Annotated in this window: 26 protein-coding genes and 1 pseudogene; 11 read left to right on the forward strand and 16 right to left on the reverse strand. The window is 66.3% G+C overall.

The genetic code is table 11. From position 1 onward, the window contains the following. The 5 genes from G4Q83_RS07380 (at nucleotide 1) to G4Q83_RS07400 (ending at nucleotide 4,441) form a co-directional block, all read left to right on the forward strand. Nucleotides 1-465 (forward strand): hypothetical protein, encoded by a 465-nt coding sequence (locus G4Q83_RS07380; protein WP_128421082.1) that lies wholly within the window; start codon nucleotides 1-3, stop codon nucleotides 463-465. Between the two features lie 32 nt (nucleotides 466-497). After that, the gene (locus G4Q83_RS23165) at nucleotides 498-1,802 is read left to right on the forward strand and encodes a peptidoglycan-binding domain-containing protein (protein WP_246432314.1); all 1,305 of its coding nucleotides are present in this window, start codon (nucleotides 498-500) and stop codon (nucleotides 1,800-1,802) included. 40 nt (nucleotides 1,803-1,842) lie between these two features. After that, a complete protein-coding gene (locus G4Q83_RS07390) occupies nucleotides 1,843-2,700 on the forward strand; it encodes a TrbL/VirB6 family protein (protein WP_185817371.1) in 858 nt (285 codons plus the stop codon). A gap of 39 nt (nucleotides 2,701-2,739) precedes the next feature. Continuing rightward, nucleotides 2,740-3,723 carry an IS5 family transposase gene (locus G4Q83_RS07395; RefSeq protein WP_185817191.1) on the forward strand — a complete coding sequence of 328 codons (984 nt, stop codon included), beginning with the start codon at nucleotides 2,740-2,742 and terminating at the stop codon, nucleotides 3,721-3,723. Nucleotides 3,724-3,955: 232 nt separating this feature from the next. Then, a complete protein-coding gene (locus G4Q83_RS07400; RefSeq protein WP_128421930.1) occupies nucleotides 3,956-4,441 on the forward strand; it encodes a DUF4189 domain-containing protein in 486 nt (161 codons plus the stop codon). Between the two features lie 177 nt (nucleotides 4,442-4,618). On the opposite strand, the gene G4Q83_RS07405 is transcribed toward G4Q83_RS07400, so the two are convergent. Continuing rightward, a protein-coding gene (locus G4Q83_RS07405; RefSeq protein WP_425480344.1) for an IS3 family transposase occupies nucleotides 4,619-5,733 on the reverse strand; the annotation gives its coding sequence in 2 pieces (ribosomal slippage) (nucleotides 4,619-5,476 and nucleotides 5,479-5,733; 1,113 coding nt in all). 73 nt (nucleotides 5,734-5,806) lie between these two features. Between G4Q83_RS07405 and G4Q83_RS07410 the strand changes: the two are divergent. Next, nucleotides 5,807-6,295 (forward strand): annotated as a pseudogene (locus G4Q83_RS07410) (integrase core domain-containing protein); the annotation flags it as partial. Between the two features lie 114 nt (nucleotides 6,296-6,409). On the opposite strand, the gene G4Q83_RS07415 reads toward G4Q83_RS07410, so the two are convergent. After that, complete coding sequence (locus tag G4Q83_RS07415) at nucleotides 6,410-7,393, reverse strand: IS5 family transposase (RefSeq protein WP_185817191.1); 984 nt, start codon at nucleotides 7,391-7,393, stop codon at nucleotides 6,410-6,412. Between the two features lie 49 nt (nucleotides 7,394-7,442). Between G4Q83_RS07415 and G4Q83_RS24230 the strand changes: the two genes are divergently transcribed. Next, nucleotides 7,443-7,742, forward strand: coding sequence for a VgrG-related protein (locus tag G4Q83_RS24230; protein WP_343068451.1), 300 nt, complete (start codon nucleotides 7,443-7,445; stop codon nucleotides 7,740-7,742). Nucleotides 7,743-7,808: 66 nt separating this feature from the next. Here the strand turns inward: G4Q83_RS24230 and G4Q83_RS07420 are convergent, their stop codons facing one another. From G4Q83_RS07420 to asnS, 13 genes are all read right to left on the reverse strand, one after another. Further along, nucleotides 7,809-8,495: a DUF2461 domain-containing protein gene (locus G4Q83_RS07420; RefSeq protein ID WP_128419976.1), complete on the reverse strand. Its 687-nt coding sequence runs from the start codon at nucleotides 8,493-8,495 to the stop codon at nucleotides 7,809-7,811. After that, nucleotides 8,492-9,931 (reverse strand): exodeoxyribonuclease I, encoded by a 1,440-nt coding sequence (gene sbcB / locus G4Q83_RS07425; RefSeq protein ID WP_128419977.1) that lies wholly within the window; start codon nucleotides 9,929-9,931, stop codon nucleotides 8,492-8,494. Before sbcB ends, G4Q83_RS07420 begins: the two co-directional genes overlap by 4 nt. Nucleotides 9,932-10,109: 178 nt before the next feature. Continuing rightward, entirely contained in the window at nucleotides 10,110-11,474 is a 1,365-nt protein-coding gene (locus G4Q83_RS07430) for an FAD-dependent oxidoreductase (protein WP_185817373.1), read from the reverse strand. 49 nt (nucleotides 11,475-11,523) lie between these two features. Continuing rightward, the gene (gene kynU, locus G4Q83_RS07435) at nucleotides 11,524-12,795 is read right to left on the reverse strand and encodes a kynureninase (protein WP_128419978.1); all 1,272 of its coding nucleotides are present in this window, start codon (nucleotides 12,793-12,795) and stop codon (nucleotides 11,524-11,526) included. A gap of 29 nt (nucleotides 12,796-12,824) precedes the next feature. Further along, the gene (locus G4Q83_RS07440; RefSeq protein ID WP_128419979.1) at nucleotides 12,825-14,960 is read right to left on the reverse strand and encodes an FUSC family protein; all 2,136 of its coding nucleotides are present in this window, start codon (nucleotides 14,958-14,960) and stop codon (nucleotides 12,825-12,827) included. 37 nt (nucleotides 14,961-14,997) lie between these two features. Beyond that, entirely contained in the window at nucleotides 14,998-15,522 is a 525-nt protein-coding gene (locus G4Q83_RS07445) for a 3-hydroxyanthranilate 3,4-dioxygenase (RefSeq protein ID WP_128419980.1), read from the reverse strand. Between the two features lie 41 nt (nucleotides 15,523-15,563). Beyond that, the gene (gene can / locus G4Q83_RS07450; protein WP_128419981.1) at nucleotides 15,564-16,226 is read right to left on the reverse strand and encodes a carbonate dehydratase; all 663 of its coding nucleotides are present in this window, start codon (nucleotides 16,224-16,226) and stop codon (nucleotides 15,564-15,566) included. A gap of 9 nt (nucleotides 16,227-16,235) precedes the next feature. After that, nucleotides 16,236-16,421 carry a hypothetical protein gene (locus G4Q83_RS07455; protein ID WP_185817374.1) on the reverse strand — a complete coding sequence of 62 codons (186 nt, stop codon included), beginning with the start codon at nucleotides 16,419-16,421 and terminating at the stop codon, nucleotides 16,236-16,238. 469 nt (nucleotides 16,422-16,890) lie between these two features. Beyond that, on the reverse strand, nucleotides 16,891-17,517 hold the full coding sequence (locus tag G4Q83_RS07460; RefSeq protein WP_128419982.1) for an FMN-binding negative transcriptional regulator: 627 nt from the start codon (nucleotides 17,515-17,517) through the stop codon (nucleotides 16,891-16,893). Nucleotides 17,518-17,524: 7 nt separating this feature from the next. Continuing rightward, on the reverse strand, nucleotides 17,525-17,839 hold the full coding sequence (locus G4Q83_RS07465; protein ID WP_128419983.1) for a hypothetical protein: 315 nt from the start codon (nucleotides 17,837-17,839) through the stop codon (nucleotides 17,525-17,527). Beyond that, entirely contained in the window at nucleotides 17,836-18,141 is a 306-nt protein-coding gene (locus tag G4Q83_RS07470; RefSeq protein WP_128419984.1) for a hypothetical protein, read from the reverse strand. Before G4Q83_RS07470 ends, G4Q83_RS07465 begins: the two co-directional genes overlap by 4 nt. After that, nucleotides 18,138-18,512 (reverse strand): ADP-ribosylation/crystallin J1, encoded by a 375-nt coding sequence (locus G4Q83_RS07475; protein ID WP_128419985.1) that lies wholly within the window; start codon nucleotides 18,510-18,512, stop codon nucleotides 18,138-18,140. The genes G4Q83_RS07470 and G4Q83_RS07475 overlap by 4 nt, the downstream gene beginning before the upstream one ends. 4 nt (nucleotides 18,513-18,516) lie before the next feature. After that, complete coding sequence (asnS, locus tag G4Q83_RS07480) at nucleotides 18,517-19,917, reverse strand: asparagine--tRNA ligase (protein ID WP_128419986.1); 1,401 nt, start codon at nucleotides 19,915-19,917, stop codon at nucleotides 18,517-18,519. A 141-nt stretch (nucleotides 19,918-20,058) separates the two neighbouring features. On the opposite strand from asnS, the gene G4Q83_RS07485 reads away from it, so the two are divergent. Beyond that, complete coding sequence (locus G4Q83_RS07485) at nucleotides 20,059-20,394, forward strand: HesB/IscA family protein (RefSeq protein ID WP_128419987.1); 336 nt, start codon at nucleotides 20,059-20,061, stop codon at nucleotides 20,392-20,394. A 12-nt stretch (nucleotides 20,395-20,406) separates the two neighbouring features. On the opposite strand, the gene G4Q83_RS22540 is transcribed toward G4Q83_RS07485, so the two are convergent. Further along, nucleotides 20,407-21,186: a 4'-phosphopantetheinyl transferase family protein gene (locus tag G4Q83_RS22540; RefSeq protein WP_246432315.1), complete on the reverse strand. Its 780-nt coding sequence runs from the start codon at nucleotides 21,184-21,186 to the stop codon at nucleotides 20,407-20,409. Nucleotides 21,187-21,611: 425 nt separating this feature from the next. Between G4Q83_RS22540 and rpsF the strand changes: the two genes are divergently transcribed. The 3 genes from rpsF to rplI all read left to right on the forward strand — a co-directional run bounded on the left by rpsF (nucleotide 21,612) and on the right by rplI (nucleotide 22,880). Next, nucleotides 21,612-22,046, forward strand: a complete 435-nt coding sequence (rpsF, locus tag G4Q83_RS07495) for a 30S ribosomal protein S6 (protein WP_128419988.1) — start codon at nucleotides 21,612-21,614, stop codon at nucleotides 22,044-22,046. An 11-nt stretch (nucleotides 22,047-22,057) separates the two neighbouring features. Further along, nucleotides 22,058-22,288 (forward strand): 30S ribosomal protein S18, encoded by a 231-nt coding sequence (gene rpsR, locus G4Q83_RS07500; RefSeq protein ID WP_005926280.1) that lies wholly within the window; start codon nucleotides 22,058-22,060, stop codon nucleotides 22,286-22,288. A 142-nt stretch (nucleotides 22,289-22,430) separates the two neighbouring features. After that, nucleotides 22,431-22,880: a 50S ribosomal protein L9 gene (gene rplI / locus G4Q83_RS07505; protein ID WP_128419989.1), complete on the forward strand. Its 450-nt coding sequence runs from the start codon at nucleotides 22,431-22,433 to the stop codon at nucleotides 22,878-22,880. Nucleotides 22,881-23,100: the final 220 nt, after the last annotated feature.

Consider the following 23,100-nt stretch of genomic DNA (forward strand, 5'->3'; position numbering starts at 1 on the left):
ATGTCTCAGGCTGATTTGCCACCAATTGATTCAAGAGAGAGTGTTTCTGCTGCCGAAGATAAGGCTTCATCTGATGATAATTTTGTCGCACAAATATCCAAAAAAAACCAAATTTCTGTTTCAATTACTTCAAATTTTAAAAAGGGTATGTCTTATGGGAATTTAAGAGGCATTGCTTTGATTAATGGCTGGATTCCTAAGCTCCACCCATCTTGCAAGCAGGAAGTGATTGGCGCTGCTTTTGAGAAAATTTGCTCATCCAATCCGAAGCGTTGTGAAGTTTGTGACCTTGCTCCTGAGTTGAGTGAATGCAGTGGAGATGGATACTGCATCATGGAGTTTGATGGTGCTGATGGCAGGCAATTACTAACAGTAATAACTTACGGCGAAATCGACGATGTGCTAGTGTCGGGTGAAAAATCGCGACTTCAGGTTTCTTCATGGAAAGTAAAATCCGTTAAATAGAAAATAATCCAGGTTTTTTAAAAGGAGTTTTTATGAGTAGTCCGTTAGCTGATCTAATCCAGCGTGGCGAGTCTGGGCATATAGGATATAACGCTTACAACCGTGGTACGTATCTTGGTGTCGATGGACGCGAACACGTCCGTGGCAGTGACGGCCCATTAGATTTTTCTGTGATGACAGTTGCTCAGGTAATGGATGCTCAGGCATTGCCGAGAGGCGATGAACAACGACTGTTTGCGGTAGGTCGATATCAAGTGATTCCCGGTACAATGAAAGATGCTGTGGATTTGCTCGGCATCGAACGCTCTAAGGCTATGACGCCTGAAATACAAGATGAAATTTTCTCCGACTACCTTATGTCGCAGAAAAGGCCGGCTATCAAGGAATACATCACTGGTCAGACTGGTGCGACGCTTCACGATGCGCAAAAGGCGTTATCGCAAGAGTGGGCAAGTATCGCCGATCCTGATACAGGGAAAAGCTATTATCATAAAGCTGGTGGCGCGAATCATTCCTCCATTACTAGTGCGGAAACAGCGCAGGCGCTAGACGCGATGCGCGAGTCTTATTTTAAAGCGATCCAAAGCGGTTTGTCTCCAGACGATGCGTGGCGCCAGATCAACTCCGAGCCCGCGCAGCAGTTGTCGACGTCGTCTCGCGCCCAAAATGGCAGCGAACCGATAGCCGATGGTAGGCTTGAACAAGGCGAGCGTGGCGAAGCCGTCAAGCAGTTGCAAGGCCAACTGGCGCAACTCGGCCAGACCGGCCGCGCCGGCGCACCGTTGCACCCGGATGGCGACTTTGGCCCGAACACCCGCCACGCCGTGAAGCAGTTCCAGCGTGAGCGCGGCTTGCAGGTGGACGGCATCGTCGGCCGCAACACCCGCGCGGCGCTGGACCAGGCACTGGCGCAGCATGCTCCAGCACAGCAAGCCGCAACGCTTCAGTCAGCGGTTGCAGCGCCATTGCTGTCCGACCCCAGCCATCCGCAGCACGCTTTATATGCCGGCGCCGTGCGCGCGCTGGAAGGGCTTGGCGAGCGCGGCGGCTTCGCCAATCGCCAGGCATTGGAGCAGGCGGCCGGGCAGATGGCGTTGGAGGCCAAGGTCAGCGGCCTGGATCGGATCGACCATGTGGTGGCGAACAAGGACGGGCGCGGCCTGATCGCGGTGCAGGGCGGGTTGAACGATCCGGCGATGCATCGGGTGTACGTGGATCGCGAACAGGCGCAGGCGCAGCCATTGCAGGAGAGCACGCGGCAGATGGCCGAGGAAGTACAGCGGCAGGCCCAGACGCAGCAGGTCGCGTCGAAGGAGCCGGTCGCGATGTCGCGGTAGGCATTGGAGTGGAGACATGGATTGCAAGGGAGTGAGCCGAATGAAAGTTGCTTACCGCGTGGTGACGGGCCAGTCGCGAGAGATCGCGATGGACCTGGTGGTGACGGCGTTGCGAGCGGTGCTGATCATTGGAGTGGCGATGAGCATGGTGTCGGCGGCCAGGCCGGGTGCGAGCCAGAGCGATGGTCTGATGAGCGGGTTGTACTGGAAGCTGACCGACGGGCTGAGCAGCGCGATCGTGAAGACGGTGACCGGTGACACGCGCAGTCCGTACGAGGCGATCGACAGGAACCTGTTTTTGATGCAGGTGGCGCTGACGAGCATCGACCAGATCCAGACGGGCGGCGACGCGGATCTGGGTCAGAAGAAAGACCAGGCGCGGTTGTTCACGGGGTTGGGGATGGCCGGTCCCGGGGTGGTGGGGGGATCGCTGCTGCTGTTGAACAAGCTGGCGATGGCGTTGTTCGTGGGATTTGGTCCATTGTTCATTCTGTGCTTGCTGTTCGATGCGACGAAGTCGTTGTTCCAGAAGTGGCTGATGTACGGGATCGGGACGGTGTTCTCGTTGTCGGTGCTGAGTTTCACGGTGAGTTTGGCGACGAAGGTGGTCGGGGTGGTGGGTACGGGTTTTCTGGCGAAGTGGTCGGTGACGGGTGGGACGGGGGAAGGGGTGAGCGGGATGGCGTTGCAGCAGGGAGGGATCGGGTTGGTGTTGACGACGTTGATCGTGACGTCGCCGCCGATGGCGGCGGCGTTCTTCCAGGGGACGCTGGGGCAGTTCACGGCGTACTCGGCGTTTGGGCAGATGGGCAAGGATCCGGCGACGGGGCAGCCTTATACGCCGCAGGCGCCGGGGAGAAATGAAAGCTTTAAGGATGGTCTGAACAACTCCCTCTGATCCTGCGACAATCGTACAAAGCCCAACAGGACAACGACGATGCAATTGTCTTTCGGCGACGCGGAGTACAACGGCAAGCGCAAGCAGACGCGGCGCGAAAGGTTGCTGGCCGAGATGGATCAGGTGGTGCCGTGGAAAGACCTGCTGGCGCTGATCGCGCCGCACTATCCGAAGTCGGGCCATCCGGGCCGTCAGCCGTACCCGCTGGAGACAATGCTGCGCATCCACTTTCTGCAGCAGTGGTACGCACTGAGCGACCCGGGCGCGGAAGAAGCCTTGTACGACACGGCGTCGATGCGCCGTTTCGCCAGGATCGGCGGGTTGGATGAGGTGCCGGACGAGACCACGATCCTCAACTTCCGCCGGTTGCTGGAGACGCACGATCTGGCGCGCACGCTGTTCAACCGGGTCAACGCGCACCTATCGCGCAAGGGCCAGAGCCTGCGCGGCGGCACCATCGTGGACGCCACGATCATTGCCGCGCCCAGCTCGACCAAGAACAAGAACGGCGAGCGCGACCCGGAAATGCACCAGACCAAGAAGGGCAATCAGTACTACTTCGGGATGAAAGCGCACATCGGCGTGGACGATGAGTCCGGGCTGGTGCACCACTTGGAATGCACGGCGGCCAACGCCGCAGATATCACCCAGGCGCACAAGCTGCTGCACGGCAAGGAAGACACGGTATGCGGCGACAGCGGCTACACCGGGCTGGCCAAGCGCGAGGAGATGGCGAGCAAGCGCAAGCTGCGCTATCTGATCGCGGAGAAGCCCTCGAAGCTGAAGCAGATCAAGAGCAAGCGCGAATTGAAGTGGGCACAGCGCTGGGAGCACGCCAAGGCCAGCCTGAGGGCGAAGGTGGAGCATCCGTTCCGGGTGATCAAGCGCCAGTTTGGCTACGTCAAGGTGCGCTATCGCGGCCTGGCGAAGAACACGGCGCAAGTGCTGACGCTGTTTGCGCTGTCGAACCTGTGGCTGAAGCGAAAGCAGTTGCTGCCTGTCGTGGGGAGGGTGTGCCTGTAATCCGGGAAATACCCCGGAAATGCGCCGGAAACGGCGAAAAACCGAGGGTCTGAGCGCCGTGGGCGTGGTCGATATGGCTTGCCTCATCCTCCGACCGCGTTGATCAGACTATCCTTAATTCGAATCATGTAGATAATAGTCATGTTTCAATGAATCGAGGCGTTGAAGCATCCAGTCAGGTTGCTCAGGCGGGAAGTCGTGGAGCTCATGAGAATAAGTAGTTGGAGTAATTATGGAAATCAAGGTCGGGTATCTATCTTTTGTTTTTCTAATTTTTTTTGCTTCTTTTGATTTGTATGCACAAACGCGTTGTCCAGTTGGAGTGCAAGCAGGAGGAGCTCAATGTCTTCCTGATGATCAAGAGCGGGCGCCTCCACGAACCACTGGTGAGTGGATTAAAACGTGGGGCGCTATCGTCGGTTCAGTTAAAGGGAGGGAGGGGTGGAGCTCAAATGGTAAATTCACTGAGGAAGATGCACGCCAAGACGCCCTAAAGAAATGTTATTCGGTCGGCGCAGAGGACTGTTTGGTCGAGATGACATATTTTAATCAGTGTGTGGCTATAGCTGACTCGATTAGTGGTGGCAGCAGTATTGTTACCGGGAAGGATGAATCTGTTGCAAGTAGTCGCGCACTGGCTGATTGTAAAAACAAGTACAGTTCTCAGTGCTCAGTTAAGTTTACGGAGTGCACTGATCCATTTTTTAGGAAGTACTAAATTTGTGTGGTGACTAATATGCGCGCGATACAAAATTTAATAATAATTACCATCTTGCTCTTTGCTCTTGAATTTTTTATATTTTCGAATACTTCATTCGCACAGACTCGTTGCCCTGTTGAAGTACAGGCCGGGAGCGCTCAGTGCCTTACTGATGATCAGGCGTAAGCTCCCCCGTCAAGCAGGCACTTTAAAAGTAGAACTTTCGGCGTGTTGGTTGCGGTACTGGACCGGGGTCATTCCGCCGAGCGAGTCGTGGGATCGCTCGTCGTTGTAATCGATCATCCACCAATGGGTGGCTTCGCGAACGTCGTCGAGACGGGCGAAGAGATGCTGGTCCAGCACTTCCTCGCGGAAGGTGCGATTGAAGCGCTCGATGAAGGCGTTCTGGTTCGGCTTTCCCGGCTGGATGTACTGCAGTGCGACGCCATTGGCCTTGAGCCAGCCGGTGAACGCCTCGCCCAGAAATTCGGGGCCGTTGTCCGAGCGCACCACCTGCGGCAGGCCATGGTCGCGTTTGATCTGCTCGAAAACACGCACCAGGCGTTGCGAGTTGATCGAGGTATCCACCTCGATGTGCAGCACCTCGCGGTTGAAATCATCCACGACGTTGAAGGTGCGAAATCTGCGGCCGCAGGCCAGCGCGTCACTCATGAAATCGACTGACCAGACCGTGTCTGGCAGCCTGGGCACGTAGAGCGGCACCCGCTCACGCTTGGGCAGGCGCCGCTTGGCGGCGCGGCGCAGGTTGAGATTCATGGCCTTGTACACGCGATAGATCCGTTTGGGATTCCAGCCCGGGTGCTGCTTGCGGAGGTGGTCGCTGCACTTCCAGAAGCCGCGACTGGGGTGCGCTTCAACGAAGCGCGCGATCTCGGCGATCAGCTCGGCATCGCGCACCGTCCAGTCAAAAGGCGGTGCGTACCACGCCGCCCGCGACAACCCGACGCATGCACAGGACCGGCGCAACGGCCGCGCGTGGACCTCGACAAGGAACCGCACCGCCTCGCGCTTGCGCGCCGGCCCTAGAGTTTTTTTGCGATCAGGTCCTTCATCGCCGCGTTGTCGAGCGCCAGCTCGGCATACATCCGCTTGAGCTTGGCGTTCTCGGACTCGAGCTCCTTGACCCGTCGAAGCTCGGAGGCCTCCAAGCCACCGTACTTGCTCTTCCACTGGTAGTAGGTCGCCGTACTGATGCCGACTTGGCGACAAATGTCTTTGACCGGTACGCCGGCGTCGGCCTGCTTGAGCGTTGCGATGATCTGCGTCTCGGTGAACTTCGATGTGCGCATGGAACCTCCTGGCTGTGAAACGATGCCAGAAAGATCTACTTATGCGGTGTCTGCGGTGCGGGGGAGCTTACGGATGGACTTCGTGTTCGACCGCACCGCCGAGGGCCGGGTGCTCAAGGCCCTGACCATCGTCGACGATGCCACGCACGAGGCGGTGGCGATCGAGGTGGAGCGGGCCATCTCCGGCCACGGCGTGGCCCGGGTGCTGGATCGGCTGGCGCTGACACGGGGTCTGCCGCAGGTGATCCGCACCGACAACGGCAAGGAGTTCTGCGGCAAGACGATGGTGACGTGGGCCCACGAGCGCGGTGTGCAGCTGCGCTTGATCCAGCCAGGCAAGCCGAACCAGAACGCCTACATCGAGAGCTTCAACGGCCGCCTGCGCGACGAATGCCTCAACGAGCACTGGTTCCCGAGGCTGCTGCACGCCCGCACCGAGATCGAGACCTGGCGACGGGAATATAACGAGGAGCGACCGAAGAAGATCTTGGGCGGCCTGACCCCGGCCGCCTATGCCCAACAGCTAGCGGCCAAAGCCGCTACGATGAAACCCGGACTCTAAGGATAGTCTGATCAACGCGGTCGGAGGATGAGGCAAGCCATATCGACCACGCCCACGGCGCTCAGACCCTCGGTTTTTCGCCGTTTCCGGCGCATTTCCGGGGTATTTCCCGGATTACAGGCACACCCTCCCCACGACAGGCAGCAACTGCTTTCGCTTCAGCCACAGGTTCGACAGCGCAAACAGCGTCAGCACTTGCGCCGTGTTCTTCGCCAGGCCGCGATAGCGCACCTTGACGTAGCCAAACTGGCGCTTGATCACCCGGAACGGATGCTCCACCTTCGCCCTCAGGCTGGCCTTGGCGTGCTCCCAGCGCTGTGCCCACTTCAATTCGCGCTTGCTCTTGATCTGCTTCAGCTTCGAGGGCTTCTCCGCGATCAGATAGCGCAGCTTGCGCTTGCTCGCCATCTCCTCGCGCTTGGCCAGCCCGGTGTAGCCGCTGTCGCCGCATACCGTGTCTTCCTTGCCGTGCAGCAGCTTGTGCGCCTGGGTGATATCTGCGGCGTTGGCCGCCGTGCATTCCAAGTGGTGCACCAGCCCGGACTCATCGTCCACGCCGATGTGCGCTTTCATCCCGAAGTAGTACTGATTGCCCTTCTTGGTCTGGTGCATTTCCGGGTCGCGCTCGCCGTTCTTGTTCTTGGTCGAGCTGGGCGCGGCAATGATCGTGGCGTCCACGATGGTGCCGCCGCGCAGGCTCTGGCCCTTGCGCGATAGGTGCGCGTTGACCCGGTTGAACAGCGTGCGCGCCAGATCGTGCGTCTCCAGCAACCGGCGGAAGTTGAGGATCGTGGTCTCGTCCGGCACCTCATCCAACCCGCCGATCCTGGCGAAACGGCGCATCGACGCCGTGTCGTACAAGGCTTCTTCCGCGCCCGGGTCGCTCAGTGCGTACCACTGCTGCAGAAAGTGGATGCGCAGCATTGTCTCCAGCGGGTACGGCTGACGGCCCGGATGGCCCGACTTCGGATAGTGCGGCGCGATCAGCGCCAGCAGGTCTTTCCACGGCACCACCTGATCCATCTCGGCCAGCAACCTTTCGCGCCGCGTCTGCTTGCGCTTGCCGTTGTACTCCGCGTCGCCGAAAGACAATTGCATCGTCGTTGTCCTGTTGGGCTTTGTACGATTGTCGCAGGATCAGAGGGAGTTGTTCAGACCATCCCTAAAGAGCCCCGCTACTGAAAGCGGGGGGGACGTCGGGTGGCGCCAGCTGGCGAATGATGATTCTGCTTTCAGTCAGGACCAGCACGATTTCATCCGTCGGACACACTATGATCCGCAGGTGTCGCGGCTTGCCGCAGCCGGACTAGATTTGAGTGATCGAGGTCCATCAGTTCAAGATGCCCTGTGGAGTACGTCAGTGCAGTTTCGAGACCTGATTCCTGGAATATTCCAGCGTGGTCTCTCGGAAATGGGTCATGACATCAATGCCATCGCGCGCGATTGAGCGCTTTACCCTCTCCTGTCATCGCTTCTGCATGACGGTTGACTCCTACAGAAAGCGTTGCCATGTCTAGAATTCCAAATCCAACGCCGCGCACAAATAGTCCACGAACGGTCCCAGGGTCTGCAGGTCGGCAGCCACCAGCGCGCGCAGCTTCGGCCCGGTCATGCTGGCGTCGTCGAGCTGGCGCCAGAACACCCAGTTCTTGTGCTTGAGGTCGTCGATGAACTCGAACTCGGCCGGGAAGCCGCGCGGCGGCCGCACCAGCACTTCGCTGGCCTCGAAGTCGAAGCGGCGGCGCAGCTTCGGCGCATGCGCGGCGGCCTTCCAACTGCCCGGGTTGTCGAAGATGAACTGGCGCACCTTGCGTTGGGTGTCCGGTTCCGGATGCCATAGCCCGGCGCCGATGAAGCTCTCGCCCGGCTGCAGGTGGATGTAGAACGACGGCGCCGGCACCTGCTTGCGCCGCTCGTGGAACAGGCGCGCGCCTTGCCAGGTCTTGTACGGCGACTTGTCGTGGGAGAAGCGCGCGTCGCGATGGAGGCGGAACAGCGAGCCGCCGACGCCGCGCGGATCGGAACGGAAATGTTCGCTGACCTGGGCCAGGTCCGGCTGCAGGTCGGTGATCAGGCGCAGGAACGGCTGGCGCACGTGCTCCTCGTACTTGGACCGGTTGTCGTTGAACCAGGCCTTGTCGTTGTGCCGCGCCAGGGCACGCAGGAACTTGAAGCTGGCGTCGCTGAAATAACGGGTCATAGGGTGCGTTGCAGGTCCTGGCCCCAGGCGGCCAGCTGGTCGAGCAGGGCTTGCTTGGTAGCATCGTGGGCGTGAGCCACACATAAATCGGCCAACTGCGCGAAGTAGTCGTCCAAGCCCAGTTCGGCCAGGTCGCTGTCGCCGTGCAGGCGCCGGCGCCGGTAGTCGTCCCAGCGGCCGCGCTCGGCGATTGACAGCGTCTGCGGCCAGTTGCGCGCGCGGTAGCGGAACAAGAGTTCGGGTAGGCGCCGATCGCGGAAGCCGTGTTCCAGCGGCGCCAGTTGCGCCGGCGGGGTGGCGCGCACCTGCGCCATCGCGCGTTTGTCGGCGTCGGCCAGGAAGCCGTCGTACAGCGAGGCATCGACATCGGCCGGGGCCGACGCGTGTTCGCTGCCGAACACGCGGCGCACCTTCTCGGCTAACTCCGGCCCGGCCGCGCGCAGGCGCGCGGCTTTGGCCAGGATCTGCGCCGGCTCGATCTGCAGGCGGGCGAAGTCGGGTGCGCGCAGGTGCGCCCAAGCGACCAGTGCCGGCGCCTTGTTCAGGTGCACTTCCTTCAACGGGATGCGTTGCTCGCCCTCGGGCAGGTCGGCCTGCGGCGTGTATAGGCGGTCGGCGATCTGCTCCGGCGTGTAGCGCAGCAGCGGCTCGATTCCGCCTTGCAGGTCGAACACCAGCACCCGGCTGTCGATGCGCGGATGCCGCGCCAGCGGCAGCACCGGCGCCGCGCACAGGCGCGCGGCCGGATAGCGCATCGACACGTGCAGCACCGGCTGCATCGCCATCACGTCGAGCAGGCCGCCGCAGAAACGCTTGTCGCGCAGCTTCAGCGCGTACTCCCACAGCCGCGGCTGGCGCTCGCGGAAGTGCCGCGCCATGCCGATGGTGGCGTAGACGTCGGACAGGGCCTCGTGCGCGTCGCCGTCGCGCACGCCGTTGGCCAGCGCCAGCTGCTCCAGCCTGAACGAGGTGGCGCCGTCCTCGCGCTGCGGCCAGACGATGCCGTCCGGGCGCAGCGCGTGCATCAGCCGCAGCATGTCCAGCAAGTCCCAGCGCGAATTGCCGCCGCGCCACTCGCGTTCGTAGGGGTCGTGGAAATTGCGGAACAGGCCATGGCGCACGAACTCGTCGTCGAAGCGCAGCGAGTTGTAGCCCAGCGTGCAGGTCTGCGGCCGCGCCATCTGTTCGGCGATGCGCGCGAAGGCGTCGGCCTCGTTGACCCCGTCGCGCAGCGCCTGCTGCGGGGCAATGCCGGTGATCAGGGTGGCGATCGGCGAGGGCAGCAGGTCGTCGGCCGGTTGCACGAAGAAGCTGATCGGCTCCTCGACCACGTTCAGTTGCGCATCGGTGCGCACCGCCGCGAACTGGGCGATGCGTGTGCGCCGCGGATCGGCGCCGAAGGTTTCCAGGTCGTAGAAGAGAAAGCTGTCGGGCATTGGAGGTTGGCGGTGGCGGGTGGCAGGGCATCGGCCGCGGACGCGTTGCCGCTCGCGTTCCGCATGGGCCTGTTTGTGCAGGAGCGGTTTTAACCGCGACAGGCTTATTGGTAATGCCTGTCGCGGTTGATGGCCCGAGGCCACTTAGAGCCGCTGCTACAGGGTAAGGCAGATCGGCTCAATGCGCGCCCTCCAGCGGCGCCAGGCGCTCGTGCACGATCCGTTGCAGCCACGCCCAGTCGATCCGCGACAGATCGCTGTGGCCCTGCGTGGCCTGCACCAGGATCTCGCGCTGGATCTCGCTGCGCTCCAGCGCCAGCGCATACGGCGTGCGCAGGAAGGTGACCATGGCGTAGTGCGGCACGAAGCGGGTCGGGTGGCGCGCCTGCAGCGCCTGCTCCAGCTCGCGCTGCAGCAGGAAACCGGCATCGCCGACGCGGTCGCGCATCTCGATGTAGTTCTCCAGCGCCATCTGCTGGATCGCGCTGGCGTCGGGCTTGCGCTCGGCCTCGAACGCGGCGTAGGCGCGGCCCAGGTTGGGTTCGCGCTGTAGGTGCGCGGCCAAGGCGACGCAGTCCTCGAACGCGCAGTTCATGCCCTGGCCGTGGAAGGGCACCATCGCGTGCGCGGCGTCGCCGAGCAGCACCGCGCGCCCGTCCAGGCGCCAGCGCTGCAGTCGCAGCGTGCCGAGCAGGCCCGGCGGATGCTGCTCCCAGTGCTCGGCCAGTCGCGGCATCAGCGGCAGCGCATCGGCAAAGTCGCGCGCGAACAGCGCCGACGCCTCGGCGCCGGTGCGGGTGGTGGCGAAGCTCGGCTGGCCCTTGTTGGGCAGGAACAGGGTGACGGTGAAGGTGCCTTCGTCGTTGGGCAGGGCGATGCACATGTAGTGCCCGCGCGGCCAGATGTGCAGTGCGTTGGCCTCGAGGCGGAAGCTGCCGTCGGCGTTGGGCGGGATCTCCAGCTCCTTGTACGAATGGTCGAGGAACTCGGTGTGCTCGGCCATCGGCGCCGCGCGCTGCATCGCCGCGCGCAGCGCCGAGCCGGCGCCGTCGGCGCCGATCATGCTGCCGAAGCGGATGTCGTGCGGCTGGTCGTCGCGGTCGTCGATGAAGCGCGCGTAGCCGGCGTCGAAGTCCACCGTGTGCAGGCGGCGGTAGAAATGGATCTGCGCGCCGGCCTGCTCGGCCAGCTGCAGCAGGGTGATGTTGAGGTCGTTGCGGTGCACCGACCAGATCACCTCGCTGTCGTCGCGGCCGTAGCGCTGCAACTGCTGGCGGCCGTCGGCGAAGTGCACCATGCGCCCGCGCATCATCACCGCCTTGGCCATCACCGCGGCATCGGCGCCGGCCTGGCGCAGCGCGTGCAAGCCGCGTTCGGCAAGTGCCAGGTTGATCGAGCGGCCGTGCTCGTAGTCCTGGATGCGCGGATCGCCGCGGCGCTCGTAGACGGTGACGCGCCAGCCCTGGCGCGAGAGCAGGATGGCGAGCAGGGAGCCGGCCAGGCCGGCGCCGATCAGGGTGATGCTGCGGGGGGAGGCGCTCAAGGAGAAGTCCGGCAGGAAAGGCAGCCGCGGCCGCGCAGGAGGGTGCGGCTCAGACGCCGGCCCAGGTTTCCGCTTCCTCGACGAAGCGGTAGACGTCGCGGTAGCGGGTGTACAGCGGCACCGGGCTGATCCGGATCACGTCCGGCTCGCGCCAGTCGCCGAGCACGCCGACCGACTGCAGGTATTCGAACAGCGCACGGCCGCGCGCGCGGCCGCCGGCCACGCGCAGCGACAGCTGGCAGCCGCGCTGCGCCGGGTCGGATGGGGTGAGGATCTGCAAGGTCCCGGCCAGGCGCGCGCGGATCAGCGTCTCCAGGTAGCCGGTGAGCTGCAGCGACTTGCGCCGCAGCGCCGGCAGCCCGGCGCGTTCGAACAGGTCCAGCGAGGCGCGCAGCGGCGCCATGCTCAGGATCGGCGGATTGCTCAGCTGCCAGCCGTCGGCGCCGGCCACGGCGACGAAGTCCGGGGCCATCTGGAAGCGGGTGCGCTTGTCGTGGCCCCACCAGCCGGCCAAGCGCGGGGTGTCGCCATGGCCGTGGCGCTCGTGCACGAAGGCGCCGGCGACCGCGCCGGGGCCGGCGTTGAGGTACTTGTAGTGGCACCACACCGCGAAATCCGGTGCGTCCTCGTGCAGGTTGAGCGGGATGTTGCCGACCGCGTGGGCCAGGTCGAAGCCGACCGCCGCGCCGGCCGCGCGCGCCAGCCGCGCCACCTGGCCCAGGTCGAACGCCTGCCCGGTGCGGTACTGCACGCCCGGCCACAGCACCAGCGCCAGGCGCGGGCCGTGTTCGGCGATAGCGCGCTCGATCGCGGCCATCGACACGATGCCGTCGGCGCCGTCTGGCTGCACTTCGATCAGGTCGGTGGCCGGATCGAAGCCGTGGAAGCGAATCTGCGAGGCCACCGCATGCTGGTCCGAGGGGAACGCGCCAGCCTCGATCAGGATCGCCGGACGTTCGCGGGTCGGGCGGTAGAAGCTGACCATCAGCAGGTGCAGGTTCACCGTCAGCGTGTTCATCGCCACCACTTCGTGCGCCAGCGCGCCGACCAGCTGCGCCAGCGGCGCGGCGAACAGTTCGTGGTAGGTCATCCACTGCGTGGGACCGGTGAAGTGGCCTTCCACCGCCAGCGTCGACCATTTCTCCAGTACCTCCTGCACTGCAGCGCGGGCGCCGCGCGGCTGCAGGCCGAGCGAATTGCCGACGAAGTACAGTTGGTCCACGCCCTGATGCTGCGGGAACAGGAATTGGCGGCGCAGCTCGCGCAGCGGATCGGCGGCGTCGAGCGCGGTGGCGTGGGTGCGGGACAGGATCTCGTTCATCGGCGGCGGGGGCGGGTCCAGGGCGCAGTCTAGTGGTCGCGGCACGGCGTTTGGTCGGCAGCCGCCGCCGAGGCCGGCAGCATGGCGCTGCGCAGCAGGTGGGCGAGGGTGCCGACGCTGTTGGCGATGCGGTCGCTGGTGTCGGCCAGCGCGGCCAGCGCTGAGCCGTCGGCGGCGTCCTGCAGGTGCGCGGCCAGTACCTCGGACAAGCGCCGTTCGTCGGTGCGCAGCGTGGCCTGCGCCGGCGCGCTGCCGCTGCACAGGCTGTCGGCCAGCTGCGTCAGCGCCGCATGCGTCTGGCGCTGGAACTGCTCCAGTTCCGGCAGCGGCGGCAGCGCGGGGCTGTCGCGCAGCACCGCCTCCAGCGCCAGCGCGGCCCGGATCAGGCGGTTGCCGTTGGCCAGGACCGATTCGGCCAGCTTCAGTTCGCGCACATTGCGTCGGCGCCGCGGCTCGCCGCGCAGGCGCTCGATCGAGGCCTGTACGTTGGTGCGCGCGGTACGCGCCGCGGCGCGGGTTTCCGGCAACGTCTGCAGGCGCCCGTCGAGCAGCGCGGCGAGATGGTCGCGATAGGCCAGCAGCAACTGCGCCAGGGTGGCGCGGATGTGGCGGCGCTCCCAGGTCGGCCACAGCGCGTAGGCGAACAGCGCCAGCGCGCTGCCGAGCACGGTGGCCTGGATGCGCTGGTCGATCGCCTCGCCCGGGGCCATGCCCTCGAACGACAGCAGCAGCACCAGCATGCCGGTCAGCGAGGCCACGCCGAGGCCGTAGTTGACCTGGGTCAGCAGGCGGAAGCCCAGGCAGAACACGGTCAGCAACAGCAGCCGCACCACCACGCCGTCCATCGTGAAGTGGGCCAGCACCGTGGCCAGCAGCAGCCCGGCGAAGGTGCCGGCCACGCGCAGCGCGCCGAAGCTGAGGGTGCCGCCGAAATCCGGCTTGAGCACGATCGCGGTGGTCATCGGGATCCAGTAGCCGTGCGGGAACGCTTGCCAGCGCTCGAACAGCACCGCCAGGCTCAGGCACACGCCGCAGCGCAGCGCATGCCGGAACGCGACCGAGGAGAAACTCAGGTTGGCGCGCAGGGTCTGCAGCGGCGCCAGCGGACGCAGCGCTGCCGGCAACCGCGCCTCGGCCAGTTTGGCCTGGATCTCGCCGCGGCTGCTGGCCCAATGGCCGTTGCGCACCAGCGCGCGCAGTTGCCCGCCCAGGGCCTGCGCGCGGGCCACGGCGATGCGCAGCAGGCGCCGCTCGCGGGTGTCCTCGGTCTGGGCCTGGGCCTGTGCCAGGACCTCGATCAGATCGTCGAAGCCGGTCATCGAGGCTTCCGCCGCGGTCGGGTCCTCGGCGCTGTCCAGTGCGTAGGCGAGCTGGTCCAGGGCCACCGCGCTGCGCTCCAGCACGCGTTCGATCGGCAGCCGCGCGCGCGACGCCTCGTCCAGGCGCCCGTGCAGGTCGGCCAGGGTCAGCAGTTCCAGCCGCGCGCGCTCGCACAGCTCGGCGATGATCCGGAACGACTGCACCGCCAGCCCGCGCGAGCGGTGTTCGCCGTGCAGCATGACCATCGCGTCCAGCACCGCCTCGGTCGCCGGCGGCGCCAGCGTCGCGCTGGGCCGCTGGCGGGCGATTCCGGCCAGTTGCCGCATCAGTTCAGCCAGCGCGAAGCGTTCCGGGCGATAGCGCTGCAGCGGCCAGGCGGCCAGCGCCATCAGCATCTGCAGCACGCCGCCGGCGAAGATCAGCGCGGCCACGCCGACGCTCTGCGCCGCCGGCAGGCGCACGTCGGCGCTGACCACCAGCAGGATCATGCAGGTCAGTCCGACCCGCGCCGCCACCGGCCCCAGCGCCACCAGCAGGCCGCCGCCCAGGCCCAGCAGCAGCGCCGCCAGCGCCAGTGCCGGGGTATGCGCGCCGATCAGCATGCCCAGCAGCGCCGCGCCACCGGCGGCCAGCGCCGCCATCAGCATGCGCTGCATCCGCGCCCGGTACGGCCCGGGCTGGTCGGAGAACATCGTGTTCAAGGCGCCGGTCGCCATCGCCAGACCCAGCGCCGCATGCCCGCTGGCCACGCCCAGCGCCAGCGGCGCGACCACCGCGACGGTGTTGCGCACGGCCACGCGCAGCGGCACGTCGCGCGGCTTCAGCGCGATCAGTCTGCGCAGCATCGCGGCGGGATGGAGCGACGGGGGACGGCGCGTGCGCTCACGGGGCGGCGGCGGGCGCCGGTACCGGGTGCACCTGTCCGCAGCGGCCGCAGGTGCGCAGCGCCTCGGACGCGTAGAAGCGCGCGAACACCGGCGCGAAGTCGGTCTCGATGTCGCGCAGCGGGAAGTATTCTTCGTACAGCAGGTGGTTGCAGTGCGTGCAGAACCACAGCAGGCCGTCGTTCTCGTGCGGCAGGCGTCGGCGCTCGATCACCAGGCCCACCGAATGGGGTCGCCGCTGCGGCGAATGCGGCACCTTCGGCGGCAGCAGGAAGGTCTCGCCGGCGCGGATCGGGATCTCGCGCACGGCGCCGTCTTCCTGGATCCGCAGCACCATTTCGCCTTCGATCTGGTAGAACCACTCCGGGCCTTCGTCGTAATGGAAGTCTGAACGCGTGTTCGGCCCGCCGACCACCATCACGATCAAGTCGCCGGTGTAGAGGCATTTGTTGCCGACCGGCGGCTTCAGCAGGTGCCGGTGTTGTTCGATCCAGGCATGCAGGTTGAGCGGAGCGGGAAGCATGGCGTGTCCTTCGGCGATCGCGGCGGGGCGGCGCGCAGACGTCAGCGATCCTCGCGGTCCTGGCAGATGCGCGCCAGCGCGGCATCGTAGCGCGGCGCCAGATCCTCGATCCGCTCCAGTTCCATGCCCAGGTCGTGGACACGGCCGTCGCGCAGGCTGTAGACCCAGCCGTGCACGGTCAGTTCCTGTCCGGCGGCCCAGGCGTCGCGCACGATCGAGGTGCGGCTGACGTTGACCACCTGCTCGACTACGTTCAGCTCGCACAGCCGCGCATGCTGCAGCGGCAGGTCGCCGGCGCGCTGCAGGCAGGCCTCGTGTTTCTCGGCCACGTCGGTGACGTGGCGGATCCAGTTGTCGACCAGGCCCAGACGCGCGCGGGTCAGCCCGGCGTGCACGCCGCCGCAGCCGTAGTGGCCGACCACCAGGATGTGCCGCACCTTCAGCACCTCCACCGCGAACTGGATCACCGACAGGCAGTTGAGGTCGGTATGCACGACCACGTTGGCGATGTTGCGGTGGACGAACACCTCGCCCGGCGCCATGTCGATGATCTGGTTGGCCGGCACCCGCGAGTCCGAGCAACCGATCCACAGGTACTCCGGGGTCTGCTGCTGGGACAGGCGGCTGAAGAACTCCGGATCCTCGTGGCGGATACGGTCGGCCCAGGCGCGGTTGTTGTGCAGCAGCTGATCGATCTTGCTCATAGCCGCGCATTATTCCAGAAGCGGGCACGGGCCGGGGCGCGGCGCCGCGACGCCGGGCGTGGTGTGGTTCATCGACGCGGCTGCGGCGCGCTTGCGCACGCCGGCGTCGGTGGCGCCGGTGCGGTCGGTGCGTTCGCCATGGCGGCGGCAGCGCTCTCGGGCCAGACACGCGCAGCGGCGGTTTTTGCGCGGCAAGCGGTGCGGCGGGCCGCTCCGATCTCCGTGCTCGGCCACACCTCCACCCAGGGCGCGGTGAACAGGACCGCGGGCGCATCGTCGGCGGCCAGCGCGACGCCGGCGCGCAGCGTTGGCCGAGCAGCTGGTGGTGGGTGAACAGCACCAGCCCGTTGTCGAAGCGGCCCGGCAGCGCCTTGCCGCGCGCCTCGAAGGCGACGATACGCTGCCCGTGCAGCCTTGGCCTTGCATCGAACGGCGCCAGCGCCGCGCTGCCGAAGCGCACTTCGCGCGGGATCTTGCCGCACAGCGCATCGCCGAGCAGATTGCCGACGGAGTGGGTTTCGGGACCTTCCGGTGTGCGCCGATTGCGGCAGCTGCCCGGTCGACGCCGGGTGAGCGGCGCGATCGCCAGCCGCGGTGCGCACGCGGCGTCACCGCCGGTGTGCGTTGCGGCATCGATGCGTGCCGGCGCTGCGGCAGGCGCGGCTCAACGCTGCGCCAGACGCTCGCGCATCAACGCGGCCACGGCCTGCGCACCCGCATCGGCCTGCGCCTGCAGCGCCTCGCTGACCGCGGCCACGTTCGCCGCCGGATGATTCTGGCCGAGCTTGAACTTCAGTTCGACGCGCTCGGGTTCGAAGCGGAAGCCGACGATGCCACGCAATTGGCGTCGGTGCGCGTCGTTGTGCGGTTCGTAGCGCCAGTCGCTGCCGACCGTGCGCTCGTGGCGCTCGCTGAGCCGCGCCACCAAGTCGGCCAGCAGTGTTTCGTCGTCGCTGACCTGCAACTGGCCGTGCAGGTGCGCGGTGGCGTAGTTCCAGGTCGGAACGCGCGCCATCGCTTCCTTGTCCGGATACCAGCCTGGCGACACGTAGGCATGCGGGCCGTGCACGATCAGCAGCGCCGGCCCGCGGTGCCGCGCCTGCGGATTGGCGCGCGCCCAATGGCCCTCGACCACGATGCGTTCGCCGTCGCGCTGGTACAGCACCGGCAGCGGCGTGGCGCAGGGCAGGCCGTCGTCGCCGACGCTGATCAGGGTCGCGAACGGATCGCGCGCGATCAGCGCGTCGAGCGCGCCCAGGTCGGTTTCGGCGAACGCCGGCGGGACGTGCATCGGCCGCTCAGGCGCGCACGCCGAGGGTCTGGGTCATGCGTCCGCGCAGCGCCGCGTCGTCGTCGGCCTGCGGCGGCGCCACCTCGTCCAGCGAGAATCCGCGCGCCAGCGCATCGTCCTCGTCCAGGCCGTCGTAGGCGACGAATTCGGCGTCCAACAGCGCCGCTTGCGCGGTGTCCTGGCTGTCATAGCTGAACGTATTGCCGTCGCTGTCCAGGACCTCGGCGGTGCCGGCCTCGCGCACGCGCAGGCGCGCCCACACCAGGAGGCGGCCGAGGCTGGTCAGGTACCACCGATCGTTGGCGCGAGAGTCTGACGTCATGGGGTCACCAGGGATAGCAGCCAGAGCAGGGCGGCCATGCCCAGGCCGAAGAAGATGGTCAGCAGCGACAGCCAGGCTGGCGTCGCCAGCCCGGACAGCGAGCGGTCGCCGAGCGGGCGGTAGCGCCGCGCCAGCAGCCAGCCCAGCGCCGCCGGCTTGAGGAAGGCGCCGGGGCCGAACGCGGCCGCCAGGGTCGGGTGCCGGTCGCGGACATGCACCAGGGTCAGTGGCCAGAAGATCAGGAACGCGCTGAATCCGGCGATCGCCACGCCGACGAAGCACAGCGCGAAGAACAGGATCATGGGGCGGCCTCCTCAGGCGGCGCATCGAAGCGCGCGACGATCTCGATGGGGCCGACGATGTTGTCGTTCAGCGCATCGAGCGCCTCGGCCGGGATCCACCACTCAGTGTGCTGCGCGCCGCCCACCTTCTGCACCGGGTAGGGCGCCAGGAACGCCGCGCGCACGGCGAACCGCGCCACGTAGCCGACGCCGCTGTCCTTGACGTTCCAGCGCCCGGCGATCTCCTCGGCGTAGTGCTGGTTGGTCACCGGATAGAAGATAGGCTGCTCGGGCAGCCGCGGCGGCCAACGCCGGAACCCGGAGTCGCGCAGCAGCGCGAACTCCTCCGGCCCCAGCGGGCGGTACATGGTCACCGTGGCGGCGTCGGCCATCGCCTCAGAACTCGGCGCTGCCCGGCGCGCGCGGGTAGGGGATCGCGTCGCGGATGTTGCTCAGCCCGCAGATGTAGACCACCAGGCGCTCGAAGCCCAGGCCGAAGCCGGCGTGCGGCACCGTGCCGTAGCGGCGGAAGTCGCGGTACCAGCCGTAGTGCTGCGGATCCAGGCCGAACTGCACCATGCGCGTGTCCAGCACGTCCAGCCGCTCCTCGCGCTGGCTGCCGCCGATGATCTCGCCGATGCCCGGCGCCAGCACGTCCATCGCCGCCACGGTCTTGCCGTCGTCGTTCAGGCGCATGTAGAAGGCCTTGATGTGCTCGGGGTAGTTGGTCACCACCACCGGGCGGCCGACGTGCTGTTCGGTCAGCCAGCGTTCGTGTTCGGTCTGCAGGTCCAGGCCCCATTCCACCGGGAACTCGAACTTGTGCCCGGACTTCTGCAGCAGCGCGATCGCCTCGCCGTACTCGATGCGCTCGAACGGGGCGTTGATGAACGCCTCCAGCTTGCCTATCGCGGTCTTGTCCACGCGCTCGGCGATGAACGCCAGATCGTCGCCGCGCTCTTCCAGCAACGCGCGGAACAGATACTTGAGGAAGTCCTCTGCCACCCGCGCGTCCTCGGCCAGATCGGCGAAGGCGATCTCCGGCTCGATCATCCAGAACTCGGCCAGGTGCCGGGGGGTGTGGCTGTTCTCGGCGCGGAAGGTCGGGCCGAAGGTGTAGACCTTGCTCAGCGCCAGGCAGTAGGCCTCGACGTTGAGCTGGCCGGACACGGTCAGGAAGGTCTCCTTGCCGAAGAAGTCGCGGCCGAAATCGACCTGGCCCTTGCCGTCGCGCGGCAGGTTGGCCAGGTCCAGGGTCGACACGCGGAACATCTGCCCGGCGCCCTCGGCGTCGGAGGTGGTGATGATCGGGGTGCTGATCCAGTTGTAGCCGTTGTGGTGGAAATAGCGGTGCACCGCCTGCGCCAGGCAGTTGCGGATGCGGGCCACCGCGCCGAACAGGTTGGTGCGCGGGCGCAGGTGCGCGACCTCGCGCAGGAATTCCAGCGAATGCGCCTTGGGCTGGATCGGGTAGGTCTCCGGGTCCTCGACCCAGCCCACCACCTCGATCGCCTCGGCCTGGATCTCGAAGCGCTGGCCCTGGCCCTGCGAGGCGACCAGGCGCCCGCGCGCGATCACCGCGCAACCGGCGGTCAGCCGCTTCACTTCCGATTCGTAGTTGGGCAGCGCAGCCGGCGCCACCACCTGGATCGGCGCGAAGCAGGAGCCGTCGCTGAGGGTGACAAAGGACAGCCCCGCCTTGGAATCGCGCCGGGTGCGGACCCAGCCGCGTACCGTCACTTCGCCGCCGGCCGGGATCTTCCCGGCCAGCGCATGCTCAACGCTCACCACCGTCATGACTTGAATCCTCGCCGCAGCGACTCGATATGGAACGAGCAAGTGTACTGGCTGAACTGCGGCGCTTGCGAGGCGCGGCGCGCATCCGCCGCATCGGTTCCTCCCTATAATGACCGTTCGCCGTCCCCGGAGTCGTTCGCCATGGCCATCCACCTCACTCCCGTCGCCTTCGAGCGCGTGCAGCGCTTCGTCGCCCAGACCCCCGGCGCGCTGGGCCTGCGCTTCGGCGTCGAACGCACCGGGTGCTCGGGCTGGGGCCACGTCACCGACCTGGCGCGCGAGGCGCACCCGGATGATGCGGTGTTCGAGCAGGACGGGGTGCGCATCTATGTCGATGCCGCCAGCCTGCCGCTGGTCGACGGCACCGAGATCGACTTCGCCAGGCAGGGCCTGGGCGAGACCTTCGTCTTCCGCAATCCCAACGCCACCGCCGAATGCGGCTGCGGCGAGAGCTTCACCACCGCCGCCGCGCGCTGAGCGCCGCCGCGCTCACCACGCGTAATGGGTCAGCACCAGCTGCGGATCCAGGTCCAGGCGCGCGAAGCCGATTTCGCAGACCTGTCCTGCGACGAACTGCGCGCATAGCGTCTCGGTGAGCCGCAGGCGCAGGCGCCGTCGCGCCAGATCGACCCCGCACACGCGCGCCGCGGCGAAATCGAAGTAGCGCCCGACCACGCCGAACGCGGCCTTGAACAGGCTCTCCTTGGCCGAAAACAGCGCGGTCAGCAGCGCATCGGGCGACCACTGCGCATCGGCGGCCGCGGCCAGCAGCGCCGCCTCTGCCGCATCGATCGCCACGCCCAGCACGGCGTCGCGCGCGGCCGGCGCGAGCAGCCGTTCCAGGTCGATGCCGATGCCCTGGTGCTGCCCGGCCGCCAGCGCCACCGCCGCCGCGCAGCCGTCGCCATGGGAAATGCTGCCCAGGCTGCCGGCCGGCCAGCAGGGTTCGCGCGCCGTGCCGATCGCGATCTCGGCCTGCGCCTGCACCGGGCCGAGCGCGGCGCCCAGCGCCAGCCGCGCGGCCAGGCGCCCGAACAGGAATTCCGCCTGGCGCTTGCGCACGCTGCGCGCAATGCTGTCCGGGCACGCGATCGCCGCCGCGGCGAAGGCCTGCGGCTGGAAGCGCGCGGCATCGAACGCCAGCGCGTATAGCGGCGTGCCGTCGTCGAGCAGGTAGCGGCGCGCGCCGCGCAAGGCCGTGGTCACTGCGGGCGGCAGGTCCAGCCGCAACGGTTGGCCGGTGTGGCCGGCGCGCAGGTCGGCGCTCACTGCTCGCACTCGGCGGGCGTGTCGCGCAGCGGTCGATGGGGAGCGGTGTCCCTTGCGGCGCGACACATCCGGGGCGGCCTGGTCGTGCGGTCGCGGCGTGCTGCGGCGGCAGGCAGGACAGGCCGACACGGATGCGCCAACGCGGCTGCCGCGGTGCTTGAGATGGCAAGGGAGATGCGGTTCACCCTGCCAGTGTCGCAAAACCGACCGCGGCGCGGCAGCTGCGATCCCGGCGGCACTGCCGGGCGCCAGGCCGCCGCCTGCATGGGCGGGCGGAACCCCAAACCTTGCGGCGCGGCATCTGCGCTGCCATACTTTATGGCTTGCTGCGCCCGTCGTGGCGGGAACCCTTGCCCCACCGCACCCGTCCTGGGCCTGGCGGGGGGCTGTCCGGCCCTCGGGCCACATCCGAAAGGTACAACCACATGAGTCGTCATTACGAAATCGTGTTCCTGGTCCATCCGGACCAGAGCGAGCAGGTCCCGGCCATGATCGAGCGCTACAAGTCGCTGGTCGAGAACGGCAGCGGCACCATCCACCGCCTGGAAGACTGGGGTCGCCGCCAGCTGGCCTACCCGATCCAGAAGCTGGTGAAGGCGCACTACGTCATGCTCAACATCGAAGTGGACCAGGCCATCCTCGCCGAGCTGGTCGAGAGCTTCCGCTTCAACGATGCGGTGCTGCGCCATCTGGTGATCAAGCGCGACGGCGCCGACACCGAACAGTCGCTGATCATGAAGAGCAAGGACGAGAAGGGCGACAAGCCCGAGCGCAGCGAGCGCCGGCGTCGCGACGACGAGGAAGGCGATGCGCCTGCCGCCGCCACCGAAACCGACGGCGACGCCGCCGAAGCCGCCTAAGGAACACTGCCATGTCCAAGTTCTTCCGTCGCCGCAAGTTCTGCAAGTTCACCGCCGAGGGCGTCAAAGAGATCGACTACAAGGATCTCAACACCTTGCGCCAGTACCTCACCGAGAACGGCAAGATCGTGCCGAGCCGCGTGACCGGCACCAAGTCCAAGTACCAGCGTCAGCTGGCCACGGCGGTCAAGCGCGCGCGTTTCCTGGCGCTGATCCCGTACACGGACAACCACGATATTTGATCCGAGTCCCTCGGAAGAGCCCGCACATCGCATGTGCGGGGTCCAACAGGAAAGCGGCTCTCAACTCTCCATTCCCGTCCTATTCGGACAGCACGCGTTGCGTCGGCCGCGAGCCGGCGCTCACGAATAACGGAGCAACACCATGCAACTGATCCTTCTGCAGAAAGTGACCAACCTGGGCGGTCTCGGCGACAAGGTCGACGTCAAGCCGGGCTATGGCCGCAACTACCTGGTGCCGCAGGGCAAGGCCGTGCCGGCCACCGCCGCCAACGTCGCCGAGTTCGAAGCCAAGCGCGCCGAGTACGAGGCCAAGGCGCAGTCGATCCACGCCGACGCCCAGGCTCGTGCGGCCAGGCTGGAAGGCGCCAGCGTCACCGTCAAGGCCAACGCGTCGACCGAAGGCAAGCTGTACGGCTCGGTCGGCCCGCGCGACATCGCCGAGGCATTCACCGCCGCCGGCCTGCCGCTGGAGAAGGGCGACGTGGTGCTGGGCGAAGGCGCGTTCCGCAACATCGGCGAGTACGAGGTGCTGGTGCGCCTGCACGCCGACGTCGAGACCACGGTCAAGGTCGTGGTCGAAGCCGAAGCCTGATTCCCGGCTTCCATAGCTCTACCGAAACGGGCGCCGCAAGGTGCCCGTTTCGTTTGCGACCTCCGGCCCCGGCGCCCGCTGGGGCCGTTATACTCACCGGTTCGTGCCTGTTTCCTGTCCGGCGATCATAGCCGTATCAAGGGGTTGGAAGCAGGACTTCACCTGGATATTCATTAGCGGCAGCGTGTGCCGGCCCGCCGGCCGCGCCTGCCACGGATTG

This window comes from Xanthomonas theicola (assembly GCF_014236795.1).
GTDB classification, from domain to species: domain Bacteria; phylum Pseudomonadota; class Gammaproteobacteria; order Xanthomonadales; family Xanthomonadaceae; genus Xanthomonas_A; species Xanthomonas_A theicola.